This is a genomic window from Pseudomonas caricapapayae (genome assembly GCF_001400735.1).
GTDB lineage: Bacteria > Pseudomonadota > Gammaproteobacteria > Pseudomonadales > Pseudomonadaceae > Aquipseudomonas > Aquipseudomonas caricapapayae.
This window is the reverse complement of the sequence record NZ_LJPW01000104.1, coordinates 1-17,899: the sequence shown is the minus strand read 5'-3', so window position 1 is coordinate 17,899 and position 17,899 is coordinate 1. Positions and strand designations below refer to the sequence as shown.

The following is a 17,899-nucleotide window of genomic DNA, read 5'->3' as shown; positions in this document are numbered from 1 at the left end:
ACTCATATCAGCCAGGAACAGGTAACATAATAACGTCTCTAGCCAATATCGTCGCTGCTCATGCCCAATACTCCCCTGGCCAGTCGCCCTCACGACCACTCTCACTGCGTGCATTCGGCCCTCGCCGAAGCCGATGCGCTGTGTGCCAAACAGGGGCTGCGCCTGACCACCTTACGCCGCCGCGTGCTGGAACTGGTCTGGCAAAGCCACAAACCGCTGGGTGCCTACGACATCCTCGCGGTGCTGAGTGATGAGGACGGTCGCCGTGCTGCACCGCCGACTGTTTACCGCGCACTGGATTTCCTGCTGGAAAACGGTCTGGTGCACAGGATCGCCTCGCTCAACGCTTTCACCGGTTGCAACCATCCCACTCACGCGCATCAGGGGCAGTTCCTGATCTGCCGTCTGTGTCACGCGGCAATCGAGCTTCAGCACCCGGCTATCAGCAACGCAGTCGTCGATGCCGCCGCAGGCGTCGGCTTTGCGGTCGAAGGCCAGACGGTCGAGATTGTTGGTGTTTGCGCCGGTTGCAAGGCCGCTTGATGACAGACGCATTGATACGTCTGGAGCAGGTCGCCGTCACCCTGTCCGGGCAAAGCGTTCTGGACAACATCCAGCTAAGCGTCAGCCCCGGCGAGATCGTCACGTTGATCGGCCCTAACGGCGCAGGCAAGACCACGCTGGTGCGTGCGGTGCTGGGCCTGCTCAAGCCTGACTCGGGAACTGTCTGGCGCAAGCCGAAGCTGCGTGTCGGCTATATGCCACAAAAGCTGCATGTGGACCAGACGCTGCCGCTGTCGGTGCTGCGCTTCCTGCGTCTGGTTCCCGGTGTCGACCGCAAAGCTGCAGGGGCGGCTCTGGAGGAGGTGGGTGCCGAGAAGGTCATCGACAGCCCGATTCAAGGTATTTCCGGTGGCGAGATGCAGCGTGTTCTGCTGGCTCGTGCCTTGTTGCGCAAGCCCGAACTGCTGGTGCTCGACGAGCCGGTGCAGGGTGTCGACGTGGCGGGGCAGGCCGAGTTATACAGCCTCATTACCCGTTTGCGTGACCGTCATCAGTGCGGCGTGCTGATGGTGTCTCATGATTTGCATCTGGTCATGAGTACGACCGACCAGGTGGTATGTCTGAACCGCCACGTCTGTTGCTCCGGGCACCCCGAGCAGGTCAGTCATGATCCGGCGTTTGTCGAGTTGTTCGGCAAGAACGCACAGAGCCTGGCGATCTACCACCACCATCACGACCACGCCCACGATTTGCATGGCGCTGTCGTGAGTGACGCCCCGGCGAGCGCTTCGCACCCCCACACTCATGTTCACGGAGACCACTGCAAGCATGGCTGATTTTTTACTGTATGCCTTGCTCGCAGGCGTTGCTCTGGCCGTGGTTGCTGGCCCACTGGGATCATTTGTGGTCTGGCGGCGCATGGCGTATTTCGGTGACACCTTGTCTCACGCAGCCTTGCTCGGTGTGGCGCTGGGCTTTTTGCTGGATATCAGTCCGACGATTGCGGTAACGGTCGGCTGCCTGCTGCTGGCGGTACTGCTGGTCACGTTGCAGCAGCGTCAGCCGCTGGCTTCCGATACGCTGCTGGGGATCCTTGCGCCCAGCACGCTATCGCTCGGTCTGGTCGTGCTCAGTTTCATGCATGAAGTGCGAATCGACCTGATGGCCTATCTGTTCGGCGACCTGCTGGCCATAAGCCCGACCGATCTGGCCTGGATTCTGGGTGGCAGCACGACCGTGCTGGTGTTGATCGTTGCTCTGTGGCGTCCGCTGTTGGCAATGACCGTCCATGAAGAGCTGGCGCGGGTCGAAGGCCTGCCCGTCGCTGCGCTGCGCATGGCGCTGATGCTGTTGATCGCCGTGGTGATCGCTGTGGCGATGAAGATCGTCGGCGTTCTGTTGATCACGTCGCTGTTGATCATTCCCGCCGCTGCGGCACAGCGTCACGCCCGTTCGCCGGAGCAAATGGCGTTGGGTGCGAGCCTGTTGGGCGTGATAGCCGTGTGTGTCGGGCTATCATTGTCATGGTTCAAGGACACCCCTGCGGGACCGTCTATAGTGGTATCCGCTGCGGCGTTGTTCTTGCTCAGCTTTGTTCTACCCAGGCGAGCGGTGTAGACTTGCTCGTTTTTTGCGCAAACTAGAGAATCGCAGGAATGAAGCCGTTCGCCCCACGCTATCTGCTGCTTGTCGCATTTTCCATCCTGTTGGGTGCCTGCCAGAGTGCGCCTGATGTCGAGTCTCCCGCCTCCGAGGTCCAGCCTGATGCATTTGCTCAGCTTGAGCAGAACATCGTCAGCAATGAGCTGGCCACGGCCGAGGATCAGTTGGCAACCTTGCAGGCCGCCAATCCTGCCGATATCCGCCTGGAGCCCTTTCAGCGTCGTCTGGCCGAAGCGTATTTGAGCCGCAGCCAGATCAGTCTGCAGAAGGGTGACATGAATGCGGCGGCCAACGCGTTGACGCGCGCGCGTGCACTGATGCCCAAGGCACCGGCGCTGACCAGTGGCGTCAACGGCGCTATTGCCCACGCGCGCAAGGCCGAGCTGGAGAAAGCCGAAGCAGACTTGAAGGCAGCAGAAGCCAGAAGGGTTGCGAAGCTGATCGATCCGTCAGCGGAAAGTACGACGATTGATCTAAAAATCGGTGATATGCATGCATTACGTCGTCAACTGGACGATATCGCAGCGGATACCGTAGCGTTCAACTGTGAAGTGCTGCTGGTGGTGCCGCGCACTGAAGATTACCCCTGGCTGGCGACATTGCTGACCAAGCGGGTGGTAAAGGCCAATCCGGATTTTGAACTGCAATTGCGTCGCCAGATCGAGCGCAATGAAAAAGCGCACATCGTTTTGACGCCCGCCAGGTCCTGAACTGTTGTTTCATAAGCGGACGCAGAGCGTCCAGAACTGCTTGCCCATGCACAGTGCCCATCGCCAGACACAGGTCCGTTCTTGATTCTAGCCGAAGACCGTGGGAGCGAACTTGTTCGCGAAAGGGCCGTTACATCCGCTGATGATGTAGCGCCCGGAATAGAGCTTTCGCGGACAAGTCCGCTCCCACGCCCCGCGGGCAGAAGCCCCCATTTCGCACGCTCATCGAGATTATGCATCACGATGAGCGCGGGAGCGTAGGAACGAGACTGGCGTCTAGATCAAGCCGGAACCGCCTTGGCCTTCACTTCGCGATCCCATACACGATGCTGGGCAATCGCTTTGAAGAACGCTTCGAACGATTTGCTATCGGACACGACCAGCAGGCCAGCATCTTCCTCCAGACGTAGCAGGGTCAGCAGCTCCTTGGCTTCCCCGGCGACGGAGATGGCCTTGAGGTGCTTGTACGCTTCAAGGATGAAGTGCAAAGCCACGCCGTCGCCTTTCAGCGCCTCGATCGAAGCCTTGCCGCCCGGTACGAAGACTGCGTCGAAGGCTACCGAAGGCAGGCCCTCAGCCGACGCGTCCACTGGCAGGCTCTTGCCGTCGGCCGTCTTGACCGGTGCAGAGGTCGGGCCCAATACCTTGGCATGTGCGCCCTTGGCAGTCAGCGCGGCTTTCATCGCTTCGACCGCTTTGCTGTCGACGCCGTCAGCCACGAGAATCGCTACCTTGCGCGAAACGATATCGCCAGACAGCAGGTTGACCTGGCTCAGCGCCGGCGACTCTTTTACCGAGGTCTGGCGCGCAGGTACGGTGCCGGCAGTCGGTGCGGGCAAGCCCAGATTGGCAGCTACACGCTTGGCCAGCTCCAGATCGATGTTGGCCAGAATCTCGTTGACCTGACGGGCACGAATATACTCGCGCTCGACCTTGCCCAACTCGAAGCTGTAGGCCGCGATGATGTGCTCTTTCTCGTGATGGCTCATGCTCTGGAAGAACAGAGTCGCTTGCGAGAAGTGGTCGCTGAACGATTCGCTGCGCTCACGAACCTTGTGCGCTTCAACACGCTCAGGGTAAGTCTCGAAGCCGCCATCTACCGGGCCGGCTGGGGTTTCTTTCGGCCAGCCGCCATCAATCGAGTTCGGTTCGTAGGAAGCACGGCCCTTGTCGATAGTGGTGCGATGCTGCGCGTCGCGCTGGCCGTTATGGTTTGGCGCAATTGGACGGTTGATCGGGATTTCGTGGAAGTTCGGTCCACCAAGGCGACTGATCTGCGTGTCGGTGTAGGAGAACAGGCGACCTTGCAGCAGCGGGTCGTTGGAGAAATCGATACCCGGCACGATGTGGCCCGGGCAGAAGGCAACCTGCTCGGTCTCGGCGAAATAGTTGTCCGGGTTACGATTCAAGACCATCTTGCCCAGCGGAGTAACCGGCACCAGCTCTTCCGGGATGATCTTGGTCGGATCGAGCAGGTCGAAGTCGAACTTGTGCTCGTCTTCCTCGGCTACGATCTGCACGCCCAGTTCCCATTCCGGGTAGTCGCCCATCTCGATGGACTCCCACAGGTCGCGGCGGTGGAAATCGGTGTCCTTGCCGGCCAGCTTTTGCGCTTCGTCCCAGACCAGCGAGCACACGCCGAACTTGGGCTTCCAGTGGAACTTGACGAAGCTCGACTTACCCTCGGTGTTGATGAAGCGGAAGGTGTGGATACCAAAACCCTGCATGGTGCGCAGGCTTTTCGGGATTGCACGGTCGGACATGGTCCACAGCACCATGTGCGCGGATTCCGGCACCAGCGAGACGAAGTCCCAGAAGGCGTCATGAGCCGAGCCGCCCGTCGGGATTTCGTTGTGCGGCTCAGGTTTTACCGCATGCACGAAATCAGGAAACTTGATCGCGTCCTGGATGAAGAACACCGGCATGTTGTTGCCCACCAGGTCGAAGTTGCCCTCGTCGGTGTAGAGCTTGACGGCAAAGCCACGCACGTCGCGCACGGTGTCGCCCGAGCCGCGTGGGCCCTGAACGGTGGAGAAGCGCACGAACACCGGGGTCTTCTTGCCCGGATCACGCAGGAATCCCGCTTTACTCAGGGTGCCGTGGTCTTCGTAGGTCTGAAAATAGCCATGTGCCGCAGTACCGCGGGCGTGAACGATACGCTCCGGGATACGCTCATGGTCAAAGTGCGTGATCTTTTCACGCATGATGAAGTCTTCGAGCAGCGACGGGCCGCGGCTACCGACTTTCAGGGTGTTCTGATTATCGGAAATCTTGACGCCGTGATTAGTGCGCAGCGCCTGGCGGGTGGCGTCCGAGCGAAACTGCTCGAGACTGTCCAGCTTGTCGTTGGTGTTGCCACGGTCCAGCGTATCGGTGCCTGCCAGTTCGCTCTTGAGCGTTTCGGTTACAGGTGGTGCTTTCTTGCTAGCCATCAGAGACTCCTTATCTCGCCCCAATCGTTGAGTTGGGTTCGCTGAATACGACTTCCCTGGCGTAAGCGGGAAATCACGGTATCCAAGAAGTGACCGGGTCTAAAAACAGCCGTTCCTTTTATTTGTGGCCTGCGATCACCAACGGTCGTGTTATGCCCGTTGCGCAGGGCCGCCTGCAAATAAATGCTAAGCACAGTGGGCCGGACAGGCTAAAATGCGCGCCCGGCTTTACCTGGCCGAGGTAACGAAGCAGGTGGCTTCAGGGTCTGTTCCCGTTTCAGCAACGCGGCCCGCGATGAAACGGGAACAGATCCTGACCCACTGCGCTGATTTTTTAACGCGCCCCCACAAGGTTCGCTCCGTGATCGAGTTTCATAACGTCCACAAAACCTATCGGGTGGCAGGCAAGGAAATACCGGCCCTGCACCCTACCAGCCTGCGCGTCGACGATGCTCAGGTGTTCGGCATCATCGGCCATTCCGGCGCGGGCAAAAGTACCCTGCTGCGCCTGATCAACCGTCTGGAAACCCCGAGCGGTGGACAGATCGTGGTTGATGGCGAAGACGTCACTGCGCTTGATGCCAACGGCCTGCGCCGCTTCCGTCAGCAGGTCGGGATGATCTTCCAGCATTTCAATCTGCTGGCCTCCAGGACCGTGGCCGACAACGTTGCGATGCCGCTGACCCTGGCAGGCGATATGCCCCGCAATCAGATTGACCGGCGTGTGGCCGAGCTGCTCGAGCGGGTCGGGTTGTCCGATCACGCCAGAAAATACCCGGCGCAACTGTCGGGCGGCCAGAAACAGCGTGTCGGTATCGCCCGCGCACTGGCCACCAAGCCAAAAATTCTGCTGTGCGATGAGGCCACCAGCGCGCTGGATCCACAGACCACTGCGTCGGTTCTGCAGTTACTCGCCGAGATCAATCGCGAGCTGAAACTGACCATCGTGCTCATCACCCATGAAATGGACGTGATTCGTCGCGTCTGCGATCAGGTGGCGGTCATGGACGCCGGGGTGATTGTCGAGCAAGGCAAGGTCGCTGATGTGTTTCTGCACCCGCAGCACCCGACGACCAGGCGCTTTGTGCAGGAAGACGATCAGATCGACGAAAACGAACAGCGTGACGACTTCGCTCACGTTCAAGGCCGTATCGTGCGTCTGACCTTTCAGGGTGAGGCGACCTATGCGCCGCTGCTGGGCACCGTGGCGCGGGAAACCGGCGTCGACTACAGCATCCTTGCCGGCCGCATCGACCGCATCAAGGACACCCCGTACGGTCAGCTGACGCTGGCCATCACCGGTGGCGACATGGACGCCGCTTTTGCGCGCTTCACTGCCGCCGATGTTCACATGGAGGTGCTGCGCTGATGGATGCTTTTCTGAACCTGTTTTCCAACGTCGACTGGTACGAGATCTGGGTTGCCACTGGTGACACGCTGATCATGCTGGGTGTGTCGCTCGGTTTCACCATCCTGTTCGGCCTGCCGCTGGGCGTGCTGATGTTCCTCACCTCGCCGCGTCAGTTGCTGGAGCACAAGCAGCTCTACGCTACGGTCGGGTTGATCGTGAACATGTTGCGTGCGCTGCCGTTCATTATCCTGCTGATCGTGATGATGCCGTTGACGGAAATCATTACCGGCACGTCACTGGGCATCCTCGGCACTTTGCCCCCGCTGATAGCAGGCGCCACGCCGTTCTTTGCCCGTCTGGTAGAGACAGCCTTGCGCGAAGTGGATCGCGGCATCATCGAGGCCACGCAGGCGATGGGGGCCACCACTCGGCAGATCATCGTCAAGGCGCTGTTGCCTGAGGCCCGCCCGGGCATTCTTGCAGCCATCACGGTGACTGCCATTGCGCTGGTGTCGTTTACCGCCATGGCCGGTGCCGTAGGCGCTGGCGGGCTGGGCGACCTGGCCATCCGTTATGGTTATCAACGCTTCCAGAACGATGTGATGTTCGTGACGGTCGTATTGTTGCTGGTGCTGGTGCAGATTCTGCAGACCATCGGCGACAGACTGGTCGCGCATTTCACACATCGTTGATCGAACCGTTGGTATTGGCCCGTCTTGCGCGGGCCCAAAGGAGTTGTTGCATGAAGAAACTATTGGCCATATTTGCCGCTGTCACCGCGTTGTCCGCGCAGGCCAACGAAACCCTGACCGTCGCGGCCTCCGCAGTGCCGCACGCGGAGATCCTCGAGTTCGTCAAACCGACCCTCGCCAAAGAAGGCGTGGACCTGAACATCAAGGTGTTCAACGACTACATCCAGCCGAACGTGCAGGTGTCGCAGAACCGTATGGACGCGAACTTCTTCCAGCACCAGCCGTATCTGGATGAGTTCAACAAGGGCAAGGGCACCAATCTGGTGGCGGTGGCCAAGGTTCATGTAGAGCCATTCGGTGCGTATTCGGACAAGTTCAAGAGCCTGGCAGAACTGCCCAACGGTGCCAACGTCGCGCTGCCAAACGACGCCACCAACGAAGGCCGGGCCTTGTTGCTGCTGGCCAAGGCAGGTCTGATTACGTTGAAGGACCCGGCCAATATCCTGTCCAAGCCCTCGGATGTCGTGAACAACCCGAAAGACCTGAAATTCCGTGAGCTGGAAGCGGCTACGCTGCCCCGTGTACTGACTCAGGTCGATCTGGCGTTGATCAACACCAACTACGCCTTGAGCGCCAAGCTGGACCCGACCAAGGACGCGCTGATCATTGAAGGTGCCGATTCGCCCTACGCAAACATTCTGGTTGCCCGCCCGGACAACAAGGATTCGGACGCGATGAAAAAGCTGGTAGCGGCCCTGCAAAGCCCGGAAGTGAAAACTTTCCTGGCCGAGAAGTACAAAGGTGCTGTGGTTCCGGCGTTTTGATCTGATTGCGCTGCGTCATACCTGCAAAACGGCCGCCTCGGAGTGCCAGACACAACCGAGGTGGCCAGGTTCGGGGCCGCTTCGCAGCCCATCGCAGCCGTCGTAACCTCCGAAAGCTCCCACGCCCTCCGGGCAGAAGCCCGGTGTGATGTGTATTGCGTAGGAGCGGACTTGTCCGCGAACTGCCGGGAACCGGCAGCAAAACCGGTGCATGCGGTACCTCAGGCACAGCCGAGGTAACCTGTCTCAGGGCCGCTTCGCAGTCCACCGCTGTGCGGAACCAGAGCCCGATGCCGCCCCTTGCAATGCCCTACCTAATCCTTCTCTAGCAGTCCCGGCAATTGCTTCACCAGTTTCTGGTTATTCAGCGGCGCGCGGATAAAGCCTCGCTGGGTGCCGTCGGGGCCGATCAGGGCCAGGTTGCCGCTGTGGTCGACGAAGTAATTCGCTTTGCTGGTATCGGCGGGTATGAACGGAATGCTCACGCTGTTGGCCAGTTTCTGGATGTCGGCCACCGGCGCGGTCAGGCCGATGTACTGAGGGTCGAAATAGCCCAGGTATTGCTTGAGCTGCTGCGGAGTGTCGCGGTCAGGGTCGACGCTGACCAGTACCACGCGCATCCGCTCGACCGCCGCTTTGGGTAATTCACTGCGAATCTGTTTTATCTGCGCCAGCGTCGTCGGGCAAATGTCCGGGCAGAACGTGTAGCCGAAGAACATCAGCGTCCATGTGTCTTTCAAGCCATCAAGGGCCACTTCCGCCCCGTTCTGGTCGTTCATGCTCAGCGCTGGCAGGGGACGGCTTTTCGGTAACAGGACGATACCTGCATCGTTAAAAGCGGCCTGATCCTGCGACCCGCGGCCCGGCAGCAGCTGACCGAGGACCAGGCCCAGGACGAGGGCAACGATGGCGGCGACAATAAAAACGGTTTTCTGAGTACGGGTCATGGCATCAACACAGGCAAAGATCGGCGTGCGGCCGATGATGATCGCTCATATCGCTGACAGAACCTAGGGTGCGGTCACATCGAACAAGGTATAGGCCAGGGTCAGATGCTTCACATCGTCAGGTAAATCCCGATCAACGATGAACCGCACCGGCATCTCGATACGCTCACCTGGCTGCAGGGTCTGTTGGGTAAAGCAGAAGCATTCGGTCTTGTGAAACCACGCCGCCGCCTTTCCCGGTGAGATACCCGGTACGGCCTGGGCTTTCATCGGTCTGTCGGTCGGGTTCTGCGCAACGAAAATCATCTCGTTGACCGCACCGGGATTGACCTGCAACTGACGGGCACGCGGGTAGAACGCCCAGGCCATCCCGGCAGAGTTGGCCGTGCTGAACTGCACCTCGATCTGACGCGAAAAGTCCGGGTCGCCGTTATTGTCATTGCCGATCAGCATTCTATAAAGCCAAGGTAATGCAAGTCCGCACGCGAACATGATGACCAGCACACACATCAAACGCAGGGCAAGCCGTCTGGACAGAACAGGGTGGGTCATGCAGGGCTCACTTTTTATGTCAGACAGCGTGTCTAAACGGCTGCGGGCGTCTTCAGAGTAGCCTGCATACAGCCAGGCAAGTGCCCGTATTCCGGCGTCAAAGTGCTTGTATGATCAAAAATCCGGCAAAAAACGCTCTGATATAGCCAATGCATATAAATGCCAGGGGTTTATAGCAAAAATGTCTTAGGCATTTAGTTAACCGAGCTAACGTATGACTCTCAATAACCGAACCACGGGGTTTGATGCCCTCAGGAGTCCCCACCGCCATGAACACCGCCGCATTGCGCGAGCAGATACAACTAGCCCATCAACATGAGGCCCGGACCGGCCATCTGCTGCAACAGCTGGAACAAAAGCTCCCACATCTCCATCCCGCCATCCACTTGCCGGATGTCGACGCAAAAGACGTACTGACGCGCTTCGTCACCGCCTACATCGATCTGGTACCCGATCTGCTGGACGCTGCTCATGAGGTTGCGCTGGAAGCCGGGATCGAAGGGCAGATAAAGCCAGTGCTGAAAATCGCCGAGCATTTTTTCGCGGCCCCACCTTCCATCATGGATGGACATGAAGGTCTGGAAAGCCTGTTGGATGAGGCTTATCTGGCTCATCGGCTGGTCGAGGAAGTGAATGACCTGTACATCAAGCATTTCGGTCAGCCGCTGATACCGTCAAATACAACGGTTGCCAGTGTGATTGCCCACCAGTTGATCGGCGAGCAATTTGCAAACCAGCTGGACGAGGCGGTTCATCATGCCGTCGACACGCTGCTTGATGATGAAAGTTTTGCGCTGGACTCCGTTGAGGCCTACCGCGAGAAACTGACCAGTCCTGACACCGGTGCGGCCTGGAAGCGCTGGCCAAGCCTGTCACGACAATTGGGCATCGGCCTGGAGCTGGAGCGCTCCGCCATCTGATTCAGAGGCCCAGCCAATGTCTTCGCCCGCAATGGAAGGAGCCGGATATCGCTCCGCTGCTACGCGAAGACCCATCCGGCTCACTTCATTCCCGCACGGCGACGATCAGGCTGCGCCCGAGCCGATTCCCGTTGTGGTGTAGACCCGCCCTTCAAGACGACGCTTCAAGCCGCGTGGCTCGATGAGCAGTCGCGTGCCGTGAGCGGCGTTGGAACGTCCCCACTCTTCCAGCAGTTCCAGACACGAGTGATCGATGTAGGACAGGTTGCCCAATGGCACATGCACGGTGCTGCCCTGCGGAATGGTGCCCAGGGCCTGTGTCAGCGCTGGCACCTTGAGGAATGTCGCGGCACCGACCAGACGCAATTCGAACGCTTTCTCGCCTGCCAGTTCGACCACGTTGATCTTCAGGCGCGAAGCCTTGAGAGCCAGCTTGACCAGGGTCAGGCCGAAACCGACCAGTACGCCGGTCAGCAGGTCGGTGAAGATGATCGCCACAGCCGTTGCTGCGTAGGTGAACATCGGCATCCGGCCATAGCGGCCCAGGCCACGAAAGGCTTTGAGATCGACGAGCTTCAGGCCGGTATAGACCAGCACGCCTGCCAGACTCGCGACCGGAATGCTCTGCAGCACGCTCGACAGCAGCAACACGAAAGCCAGCAGCCACAGGCCGTGGAAGATCGTCGAGAATCGAGTTGTAGCACCGGCCTGGACGTTGGCCGAACTGCGCACGATAACGCCAGTCATCGGCAGTGCACCCAGCAGGCCACAGAGCATGTTGCCCACGCCTTGAGCGCTCAGCTCTTTGTCAAAGTCCGAACGCTGGCCGCTGTGCATGCGATCGACCGCCGACGCAGACAGCAGTGTTTCGGCACTGGCAATGAACGCCACAACGATCGCGGCAACCAGAATGGCCGGGTCGGCCAGGTTCATAAGGTCTGCCGGACGCAGCCAGTCGATGGCGTCAGCCAGGTTGTCCGGCACCTGGACACGCTTGACCTGCAAGGCCATGAACAGGCTGATGCCGGTTGCGATACCGACACCCAGCAGCGCGCCGGGGACGAAGCGCAGCGACTGAGGACGAAGTTTTTCCCAGCCCCACATGATCAGCATGGTGCCCAGACCGAGCATACCGGCCTGCATGCCGGTGCCTGGCCCGATGGCCTGGATCAATGTGGCAGGGAAGCCGATCAGGTTATCCAGCCCGGAGGGTTTGGGACCGCTGTCGAACATGACATGTGCCTGTGACAGCACAATCAGAACGCCAATACCGGCCAGCATGCCATAGACCACCGCCGGTGCTGTTACCCGGAACCAGCAGCCGAGCTTGAATCGACCGGCCAGCAACTGGAGCAGACCCGCCAACAGCAGAATAGGCCCCAGCATGGCCATCCCGTGCTCGCGCACCACCTCGAAAACCAGTACCGCCAGGCCCGCTGCCGGACCACTGACCTGTAACGGCGAGCCGGCTATCCAGCCGACCACCAGGCCACCGATGATGCCGGTAATCAGGCCTTTGGCCGGAGGCATGCCAGATGCAATCGCAATCCCCATGCACAGCGGCAGAGCGACCAGAAACACGACCACGGAAGCCAGCAGCTCCCGTGGTAAAGCGGATTTCAATTGTGTAATACCCATGACGCTTCTCCGGGATTCTTCAGACGAGGCAAGACGGGCGACGCGCATCCTGCGCAGCCGCCATCAGCTGATAAAGAAGGGCTTGCCGTCAGTCGGACTGGTGATCAGTCGGCTGAAAAGCGTGCTTTCGGGGAAGCCATTGGTGTCGGCCCCGAACCGTCGAGCGGTATGAAACGATCACGCTCGGCGTCATAAGCCAGAATTTCGCTGGTTTCAATGCTGTAGACCCAGCCGTGAATGAACAGCTGACCGCTGGCCATCTTCGCTGCGACCGAAGGATGGGTACGCAAATGTTGCAACTGGGAAATCACGTTTTCCTGGGTCAGGACCTGCATGGTTTCCAGCTCGCCGCTGCAGCTGCAGTTCTGCTCGACCACGGTGCGGGCAACCTCGGCATGGCGCAGCCAGGCCTTTACCGTAGGCATCTTGTCCAGGCTGTCAGGATTGAGCACTGCGCGCATGGCACCGCAGTCGGAATGTCCGCATACAATAATGTGCTGCACGCCCAGGGCGACGACCGCATATTCCAGCGCGGTGGATACGCCACCGTTCATCTGGCCATAGGGTGGTACAACATTGCCCACGTTACGTGTCACGAACAGGTCACCTGGCGAGCTTTGGGTAATCAGTTCGGGAACGATGCGCGAGTCGGCGCAGGTAATAAACATGGCTCGAGGCGACTGGGCCGTAGCCAGCTTCTTGAACAGTTCTTCCTGCTGGGGGAAGACCTCGTTACGAAAATGTACAAAGCCATCGACGATGTGTTTCAACGCTACGTCGGCGCTGTCCGAATGGCTGGTTGTGCTGGGCGACGTAGCCGAATGCTGTTTATCCATGTCTCTCATGTCTTCATCCTCTCTGACGGATTGATGTGGATTCTTCATGCCTGTTTGACCAGAGCCGGATGTGATCCCTGTGATGGGCGTCACGAACAAATCCATTGAGCGCTATCGCTGGTGATACTCCGAGTTACAGACTAATTGCCCAAGCTTAAGCGAAACTGAATGCGATGGCTCTGGGACGCGGGTTTGCACGATGGTACCAAGTTCGTCACAGCAACGACATTTGCCCGCCCGGAGGACAAAACGCATTGCAATCGAGTGCAAAGCCGTCACGTTTGTTCAATCCCAGGCGCTTGATTGCCAAAGCATAGCGTTGCGCCAGCAGATCGGCGAAGGGCCCTTCACCGCGCATCCGCGAGCCAAACTGACTGTCATAGAGTGCTCCGCCGCGGCTTTGGCGAATCAGGCTCATCACATGTTCTGCTCGTTGCGGGTAATGCGTCTTCAGCCACTCGTCGAACAGCGGGGCAACTTCCAGTGGCAAGCGCAGCATGACGTAACTTGCGCTCAACGCGCCCGCAGCTTTCGCCTCGCTCAGTAAGGCCTCCAGTTCGCTGTCGTTGATCATCGGAATCATGGGCGCACACAACACCCCGACGGGAACCCCCGCCTGCCGCAATACCCTAATGGCCCGCAAGCGAGCCTTGGGCGCTGCGGCCCGCGGTTCGAGAATGCATTTGAGTTCGTCGTCGAGTGTCGTCAGGCTGATGAAAACCGATACCAGCCGCAGTCTGGCCATTTCTGCCAGCAGATCCAGGTCCCGCAGGATCAGCGAGCCTTTGGTAATGATGCTGACCGGATGCCGATAGCGCAGCAATACCTCAAGCGTTGCCCGAGTGATGCGGTATTCGCGTTCGATAGGCTGATACGGGTCGGTGTTGGCCCCCAGCGTGATGGGTGCGCAACGGTAGCCCGGTTTCGAGAGCTGCTGCTCCAGCAGCGCGGCCGCATTGGTCTTGGCGATCAGCCTGGTTTCAAAATCCAGCCCTGGGGACATGTCCCAATAAGCATGGCTGGGTCTGGCGAAACAGTAGATGCAGCCGTGTTCGCAGCCCCGATAAGGGTTGATCGAGCGATCAAAGGGAATATCCGGCGAGCTGTTACGGGTGATGATGCTTTTGGCGGTCTCGCTGGTCACCTGCGTGCCTTGTGTGAGCGGCACCTCCTGATACCAGCCGTCATCTTCAGCCACGGATTGGCTGGGCGCAAAACGGTTATGCGGGTTGCTGGCAGTACCGCGGCCACGGACCGGAGAGGGGCTGGACATCTGGCATTACTCGTATACTGTTTATATGTACAGTATAGGCATGGGCCTGTATGTTTCACTATCGCAGACTGGTAAAACACCGCTCGTCTGACGAGCGGCATTTGAACAGGTTACTCAGCTATCGCCCACGTGAGTCAGCTCCAGCACGCGGTCGACCAGCTTGTTGATGCCCGAAGCGGCCTCGCTGATGCTTTTGGCAACCATGTAGGCGGGCGTGCTGACCAGTTTTCGTGCTTCGTCCTCGACGATGTCATCCACGGCACATTGCGCATGGCTACCACCCATTTTGGTAATGGCCGCGGCCGTGTCGGGATCGTTGCCGATCGTACAGGTAACTCCGGGGCCATAGATTTTCGCCGCCAGTGCCGGAGTGATACAGATCAGCCCGACCGGTTTGCCTGCTTCGGCAAACGCCTCGGCCAGTTCCAGCAGCCCGGCCTCAATCTGGCAGGCAGGACCTTGAAGGGCAAGGTCAGAAAGGTTCTTTGCCGAGCCGAACCCGCCCGGGATGATCAGAGCATCGAAGTCCTCGGCATTTGCCTCGCGGATATTCTTCACCTCGCCCCGTGCAATTCGTGCGGACTCGATCAGCACATTGCGCGACTCGGGCATTTCCTCGCCAGTCAGGTGATTGATGACATGGTGCTGGGCGATGTCAGGCGCAAAGCACTGCACCTGCGCACCGCGTTGATCCAGGCGGAGCAGGGTGAGGACACTTTCATGAATTTCGGCACCGTCGTAGACGCCACAGCCGGACAGGATTACAGCCACTTTTTTCTGCATCGATTCGGCTCCTTGTACTTGAGCGACCCAGGGCTTCTTTTAATTCGTCCTTTAATTGATCGCGTTATGGGCCGAGTGTTCATTCGGCGCTTCAGCGGCTGCGCAACTGCGTGGGGAAGGAGGGGGATTACAAGGTCAGGCAGCCGCAGCACGCTGCTACCGAGCGAGGCCTGTCAACCTGCACTCGGGGAAGGAAATGGAGCGATGATCACTCGTCGGATTTTTTTTTCAGATCGACGGGCACGGTAACAGGCGTGTCCAGATCGGAGGCTGCTGCCGACGCACAGAAGCGGCTCTTTTCCGCCCGCTCTTCACGGGCGATGCGGGCGTTCTTGATGCGCCGCCGTAGCCACAGGCCAAGGCCGAGCAGTATCAGCGCGCCGAGCACCCAGAGTTCGTATTTCTTGACGTTACCCAGCAAACCCTCGAGAACCGCGCCGAAATGGTAAGCCGCCGAACCCAGCGCCGCAGCCCAGACCGCTGCACCGATACCGTTCAGCAGCAGGTAACGCCCCGGTGGGTAGCCCGACAGGCCGATGGCCACGGGCATGACCGTGCGCAGGCCGTACACGAAGCGGAAGCTCAGTACCCAGATGTCCGGGTGCTTGCGCACCAGCCGGAGTGCCTTGTCGCCCATGAGTTGCCAGCGAGGCTTGCGCGCCAGGAGCTTGCGGCCGTGTTTGCGCCCCATGAAATACCACAACTGGTCACCCGCATAACTGCCGCAGAAGGCGACGAGGATGACGATATTGAGGTCCATGTATCCGCGGAACGCCAGAAATCCGGCAAGGACCAGAATGGTCTCGCCTTCGAAAAAGGTGCCGAGGAAAAGGGCAAAGTAGCCGAATTCGTTCAAGAAATTCTGGAGCATTGTCTGGATGCTGGCGAAATGAACGCGCAGCCTAACTCGCCCAAGGCAAGGATGAAAGTGTCGATATGTGTCTCGACGTTAAAGATTCTTGCAACCACAATGGTCGGATCCTCATAAGGGCCATGACCGCGACGTGCAGTCGCAGGTCGAACCATGACTGTCACACATTGGTCATAATGGCGGCTTATAACTGTCGCGCTTGCCCGCGTAAGCGGGCTCAGGAGTCTCGCCGTGAGCTTTACCCCCGCTAACCGCCTGTTTCCTCTCACTCGTCTGCGCCGTAATCGCCGCGACGACTTTTCCCGTCGTCTGGTGCGTGAAAACGTTGTTACTGTCGATGATCTGATTCTTCCCGTATTTGTGCTCGATGGTGAAAACCGTCGCGAATCCATTGCCTCGATGCCCGGCGTCGAGCGTCTCAGCGTCGATTTGTTGCTTGAAGAAGCTGCGCACTGGGTTGCGCTGGGCATTCCTGCGCTGGCGCTGTTCCCGGTGACACCACCGGAAAAGAAATCCCTGGACGGTGCCGAAGCCTGGAACCCGGACGGCATTGCCCAGCGCGCAACCCGTGCCCTGCGGGAACGCTTCCCGGAGCTGGGCGTCATCACTGATGTGGCGCTGGACCCGTTCACGACCCACGGTCAGGACGGCATCCTCGACGAAGAGGGCTACGTGCAGAACGACATTACTGTCGACGCACTGGTAAAACAGGCTTTGTCGCACGCCGATGCAGGTGCTCAGGTGATCGCGCCATCGGACATGATGGACGGCCGCATTCAGGCCATCCGTGAATCGCTCGAACTGGCCGGGCATGTCAATGTCCGGATCATGGCCTATTCGGCCAAATACGCCAGTGCCTACTACGGCCCGTTCCGCGATGCGGTGGGTTCTTCATTGAATCTGGGCAAGGCCAACAAAGCGTCCTATCAGATGGATCCGGCCAACAGCAATGAGGCCCTGCACGAAGTGGCGGCTGATCTTGCTGAAGGCGCCGACATGGTGATGGTCAAGCCTGGCATGCCTTATCTGGACATCCTGTACAGGGTCAAGGACGAATTCAAAGTGCCGACCTTTGTCTATCAGGTCAGTGGCGAATATGCGATGCACATGGCAGCAATCCAGAATGGTTGGCTGAGTGAAGGGGTGATTCTCGAATCCCTCACTGCCTTCAAACGCGCCGGTGCCGACGGCATTCTTACCTACTTTGCTGTCCGCGCCGCTCAACTGTTGAAGGGGCAATAGCCTCACAGGAACATTCATGAATACCGAAGCACTCATCGAAGCCGCTGTTGAAGTCGATGTCCCGGAGGCTACGCCCGTGGTTGAACCTGACATCGAAGTAATCCCGGCCATTGAGGCACCCGCTGCTGCGGTGCCCGCTATCGTCGCTCCGAACCTGGACGACAGCAGCCTGTATATCCACCGTGAGCTGTCGCAATTGCAGTTCAATATCCGGGTACTGGAACAGGCGCTCGATGAGTCCTACCCATTGCTGGAGCGATTGAAGTTTCTGCTGATCTTCTCCAGCAACCTCGATGAGTTCTTCGAGATTCGTGTTGCCGGCCTGAAGAAGCAGATCACCTTTGCCCGTGAACAGGCCGGTGCCGACGGTTTGCAGCCGCATCAGGCGCTGGCCAGAATCAGCGAGCTGGTGCATGGCCATGTTGATCGCCAGTACGCGATCCTTAACGACATTCTGCTCCCGGAGCTGGAAAAGCATCAGGTCCGCTTCATTCGCCGTCGGCACTGGACGGCCAAGCTCAAGGCCTGGGTACGGCGCTACTTCCGTGATGAGATCGCGCCGATCATCACTCCGATCGGTCTCGACCCGACTCACCCGTTCCCGTTGCTGGTCAACAAGAGCCTGAACTTCATCGTCGAACTCGAAGGCATCGATGCCTTCG

17 protein-coding genes and 1 pseudogene are annotated in these 17,899 nt (G+C 59.1%); 10 read left to right on the top strand and 8 right to left on the bottom strand.

What is annotated here, in order from left to right; translation table 11 throughout:
• The first annotated feature begins 60 nt into the window (after positions 1 to 60).
• The 4 genes from ALO80_RS14695 to ALO80_RS14680 are packed head-to-tail and all read left to right on the top strand — an operon-like array spanning position 61 to position 2,876.
• A complete protein-coding gene (locus ALO80_RS14695; protein WP_003425978.1) occupies positions 61 to 543 on the top strand; it encodes a Fur family transcriptional regulator in 483 nt (160 codons plus the stop codon).
• Positions 543 to 1,340 carry a zinc ABC transporter ATP-binding protein ZnuC gene (gene znuC / locus ALO80_RS14690; RefSeq protein ID WP_054988652.1) on the top strand — a complete coding sequence of 266 codons (798 nt, stop codon included), beginning with the start codon at positions 543 to 545 and terminating at the stop codon, positions 1,338 to 1,340. The genes ALO80_RS14695 and znuC overlap by 1 nt, the downstream gene beginning before the upstream one ends.
• Positions 1,333 to 2,121: a zinc ABC transporter permease subunit ZnuB gene (gene znuB, locus ALO80_RS14685; RefSeq protein WP_054988653.1), complete on the top strand. Its 789-nt coding sequence runs from the start codon at positions 1,333 to 1,335 to the stop codon at positions 2,119 to 2,121. The genes znuC and znuB overlap by 8 nt, the downstream gene beginning before the upstream one ends.
• A 38-nt stretch (positions 2,122 to 2,159) precedes the next feature.
• The gene (locus ALO80_RS14680; protein WP_055009519.1) at positions 2,160 to 2,876 is read left to right on the top strand and encodes a PA5502 family lipoprotein; all 717 of its coding nucleotides are present in this window, start codon (positions 2,160 to 2,162) and stop codon (positions 2,874 to 2,876) included.
• A 281-nt stretch (positions 2,877 to 3,157) separates the two neighbouring features.
• On the opposite strand, the gene katE is transcribed toward ALO80_RS14680, so the two are convergent.
• Positions 3,158 to 5,308, bottom strand: coding sequence for a catalase HPII (gene katE / locus ALO80_RS14675; protein WP_055009518.1), 2,151 nt, complete (start codon positions 5,306 to 5,308; stop codon positions 3,158 to 3,160).
• A 361-nt stretch (positions 5,309 to 5,669) separates the two neighbouring features.
• On the opposite strand from katE, the gene ALO80_RS14670 reads away from it, so the two are divergent.
• The 3 genes from ALO80_RS14670 to ALO80_RS14660 are packed head-to-tail and all read left to right on the top strand — an operon-like array spanning position 5,670 to position 8,175.
• Entirely contained in the window at positions 5,670 to 6,677 is a 1,008-nt protein-coding gene (locus tag ALO80_RS14670) for a methionine ABC transporter ATP-binding protein (protein WP_055009569.1), read from the top strand.
• On the top strand, positions 6,677 to 7,351 hold the full coding sequence (locus ALO80_RS14665; RefSeq protein WP_054988105.1) for a methionine ABC transporter permease: 675 nt from the start codon (positions 6,677 to 6,679) through the stop codon (positions 7,349 to 7,351). The genes ALO80_RS14670 and ALO80_RS14665 overlap by 1 nt, the downstream gene beginning before the upstream one ends.
• A 50-nt stretch (positions 7,352 to 7,401) precedes the next feature.
• Entirely contained in the window at positions 7,402 to 8,175 is a 774-nt protein-coding gene (locus tag ALO80_RS14660; RefSeq protein WP_055009517.1) for a MetQ/NlpA family ABC transporter substrate-binding protein, read from the top strand.
• Between the two features lie 314 nt (positions 8,176 to 8,489).
• Here ALO80_RS14660 and ALO80_RS14655 read toward each other — a convergent pair whose 3' ends face one another.
• Together ALO80_RS14655 and ALO80_RS14650 are read right to left on the bottom strand one after the other, a co-directional pair.
• Positions 8,490 to 9,122, bottom strand: a complete 633-nt coding sequence (locus ALO80_RS14655) for an SCO family protein (protein WP_055009516.1) — start codon at positions 9,120 to 9,122, stop codon at positions 8,490 to 8,492.
• 63 nt (positions 9,123 to 9,185) lie between these two features.
• The gene (locus tag ALO80_RS14650; protein ID WP_055009515.1) at positions 9,186 to 9,674 is read right to left on the bottom strand and encodes a cytochrome c oxidase assembly protein; all 489 of its coding nucleotides are present in this window, start codon (positions 9,672 to 9,674) and stop codon (positions 9,186 to 9,188) included.
• Between the two features lie 269 nt (positions 9,675 to 9,943).
• Between ALO80_RS14650 and ALO80_RS14645 the strand changes: the two genes are divergently transcribed.
• Positions 9,944 to 10,594: a hypothetical protein gene (locus tag ALO80_RS14645; protein WP_055009514.1), complete on the top strand. Its 651-nt coding sequence runs from the start codon at positions 9,944 to 9,946 to the stop codon at positions 10,592 to 10,594.
• A 105-nt stretch (positions 10,595 to 10,699) separates the two neighbouring features.
• Here ALO80_RS14645 and ALO80_RS14640 read toward each other — a convergent pair whose 3' ends face one another.
• The 5 genes from ALO80_RS14640 to ALO80_RS14620 form a co-directional block, all read right to left on the bottom strand.
• Positions 10,700 to 12,232 carry a SulP family inorganic anion transporter gene (locus ALO80_RS14640; RefSeq protein WP_055009513.1) on the bottom strand — a complete coding sequence of 511 codons (1,533 nt, stop codon included), beginning with the start codon at positions 12,230 to 12,232 and terminating at the stop codon, positions 10,700 to 10,702.
• Between the two features lie 104 nt (positions 12,233 to 12,336).
• Positions 12,337 to 13,077 carry a carbonic anhydrase gene (locus ALO80_RS14635; RefSeq protein ID WP_054988100.1) on the bottom strand — a complete coding sequence of 247 codons (741 nt, stop codon included), beginning with the start codon at positions 13,075 to 13,077 and terminating at the stop codon, positions 12,337 to 12,339.
• A 205-nt stretch (positions 13,078 to 13,282) separates the two neighbouring features.
• Entirely contained in the window at positions 13,283 to 14,341 is a 1,059-nt protein-coding gene (locus ALO80_RS14630; protein ID WP_055009512.1) for a PA0069 family radical SAM protein, read from the bottom strand.
• Positions 14,342 to 14,455: 114 nt separating this feature from the next.
• Complete coding sequence (gene elbB / locus ALO80_RS14625) at positions 14,456 to 15,124, bottom strand: isoprenoid biosynthesis glyoxalase ElbB (RefSeq protein ID WP_055009511.1); 669 nt, start codon at positions 15,122 to 15,124, stop codon at positions 14,456 to 14,458.
• A gap of 208 nt (positions 15,125 to 15,332) precedes the next feature.
• Positions 15,333 to 15,995 (bottom strand): DedA family protein, encoded by a 663-nt coding sequence (locus ALO80_RS14620; RefSeq protein WP_055009510.1) that lies wholly within the window; start codon positions 15,993 to 15,995, stop codon positions 15,333 to 15,335.
• A gap of 231 nt (positions 15,996 to 16,226) precedes the next feature.
• Here ALO80_RS14620 and hemB point away from each other — a divergent pair, with 231 nt between their 5' ends.
• Positions 16,227 to 17,237 carry a porphobilinogen synthase gene (gene hemB / locus ALO80_RS14615; protein WP_054988096.1) on the top strand — a complete coding sequence of 337 codons (1,011 nt, stop codon included), beginning with the start codon at positions 16,227 to 16,229 and terminating at the stop codon, positions 17,235 to 17,237.
• A gap of 16 nt (positions 17,238 to 17,253) precedes the next feature.
• A pseudogene (locus ALO80_RS14610) lies at positions 17,254 to 17,899 on the top strand (polyphosphate kinase 1); the annotation flags it as partial.

Excerpts from the sequence above, each read along its gene's own strand:
- ALO80_RS14695 (WP_003425978.1), top strand. The coding sequence starts at position 61 with ATGCCCAATACTCCCCTGGCCAGTCGCCCTCACGACCACTCTCACTGC.
- ALO80_RS14635 (WP_054988100.1), bottom strand. The coding sequence starts at position 13,077 with ATGAGAGACATGGATAAACAGCATTCGGCTACGTCGCCCAGCACAACC.
- ALO80_RS14640 (WP_055009513.1), bottom strand. The coding sequence starts at position 12,232 with ATGGGTATTACACAATTGAAATCCGCTTTACCACGGGAGCTGCTGGCT.
- znuB (WP_054988653.1), top strand. The coding sequence starts at position 1,333 with ATGGCTGATTTTTTACTGTATGCCTTGCTCGCAGGCGTTGCTCTGGCC.
- ALO80_RS14630 (WP_055009512.1), bottom strand. The coding sequence starts at position 14,341 with ATGTCCAGCCCCTCTCCGGTCCGTGGCCGCGGTACTGCCAGCAACCCG.
- ALO80_RS14650 (WP_055009515.1), bottom strand. The coding sequence starts at position 9,674 with ATGACCCACCCTGTTCTGTCCAGACGGCTTGCCCTGCGTTTGATGTGT.
- ALO80_RS14655 (WP_055009516.1), bottom strand. The coding sequence starts at position 9,122 with ATGACCCGTACTCAGAAAACCGTTTTTATTGTCGCCGCCATCGTTGCC.
- ALO80_RS14620 (WP_055009510.1), bottom strand. The coding sequence starts at position 15,995 with ATGCTCCAGAATTTCTTGAACGAATTCGGCTACTTTGCCCTTTTCCTC.
- ALO80_RS14665 (WP_054988105.1), top strand. The coding sequence starts at position 6,677 with ATGGATGCTTTTCTGAACCTGTTTTCCAACGTCGACTGGTACGAGATC.
- ALO80_RS14680 (WP_055009519.1), top strand. The coding sequence starts at position 2,160 with ATGAAGCCGTTCGCCCCACGCTATCTGCTGCTTGTCGCATTTTCCATC.
- ALO80_RS14645 (WP_055009514.1), top strand. The coding sequence starts at position 9,944 with ATGAACACCGCCGCATTGCGCGAGCAGATACAACTAGCCCATCAACAT.
- ALO80_RS14660 (WP_055009517.1), top strand. The coding sequence starts at position 7,402 with ATGAAGAAACTATTGGCCATATTTGCCGCTGTCACCGCGTTGTCCGCG.
- znuC (WP_054988652.1), top strand. The coding sequence starts at position 543 with ATGACAGACGCATTGATACGTCTGGAGCAGGTCGCCGTCACCCTGTCC.
- elbB (WP_055009511.1), bottom strand. The coding sequence starts at position 15,124 with ATGCAGAAAAAAGTGGCTGTAATCCTGTCCGGCTGTGGCGTCTACGAC.
- katE (WP_055009518.1), bottom strand. The coding sequence starts at position 5,308 with ATGGCTAGCAAGAAAGCACCACCTGTAACCGAAACGCTCAAGAGCGAA.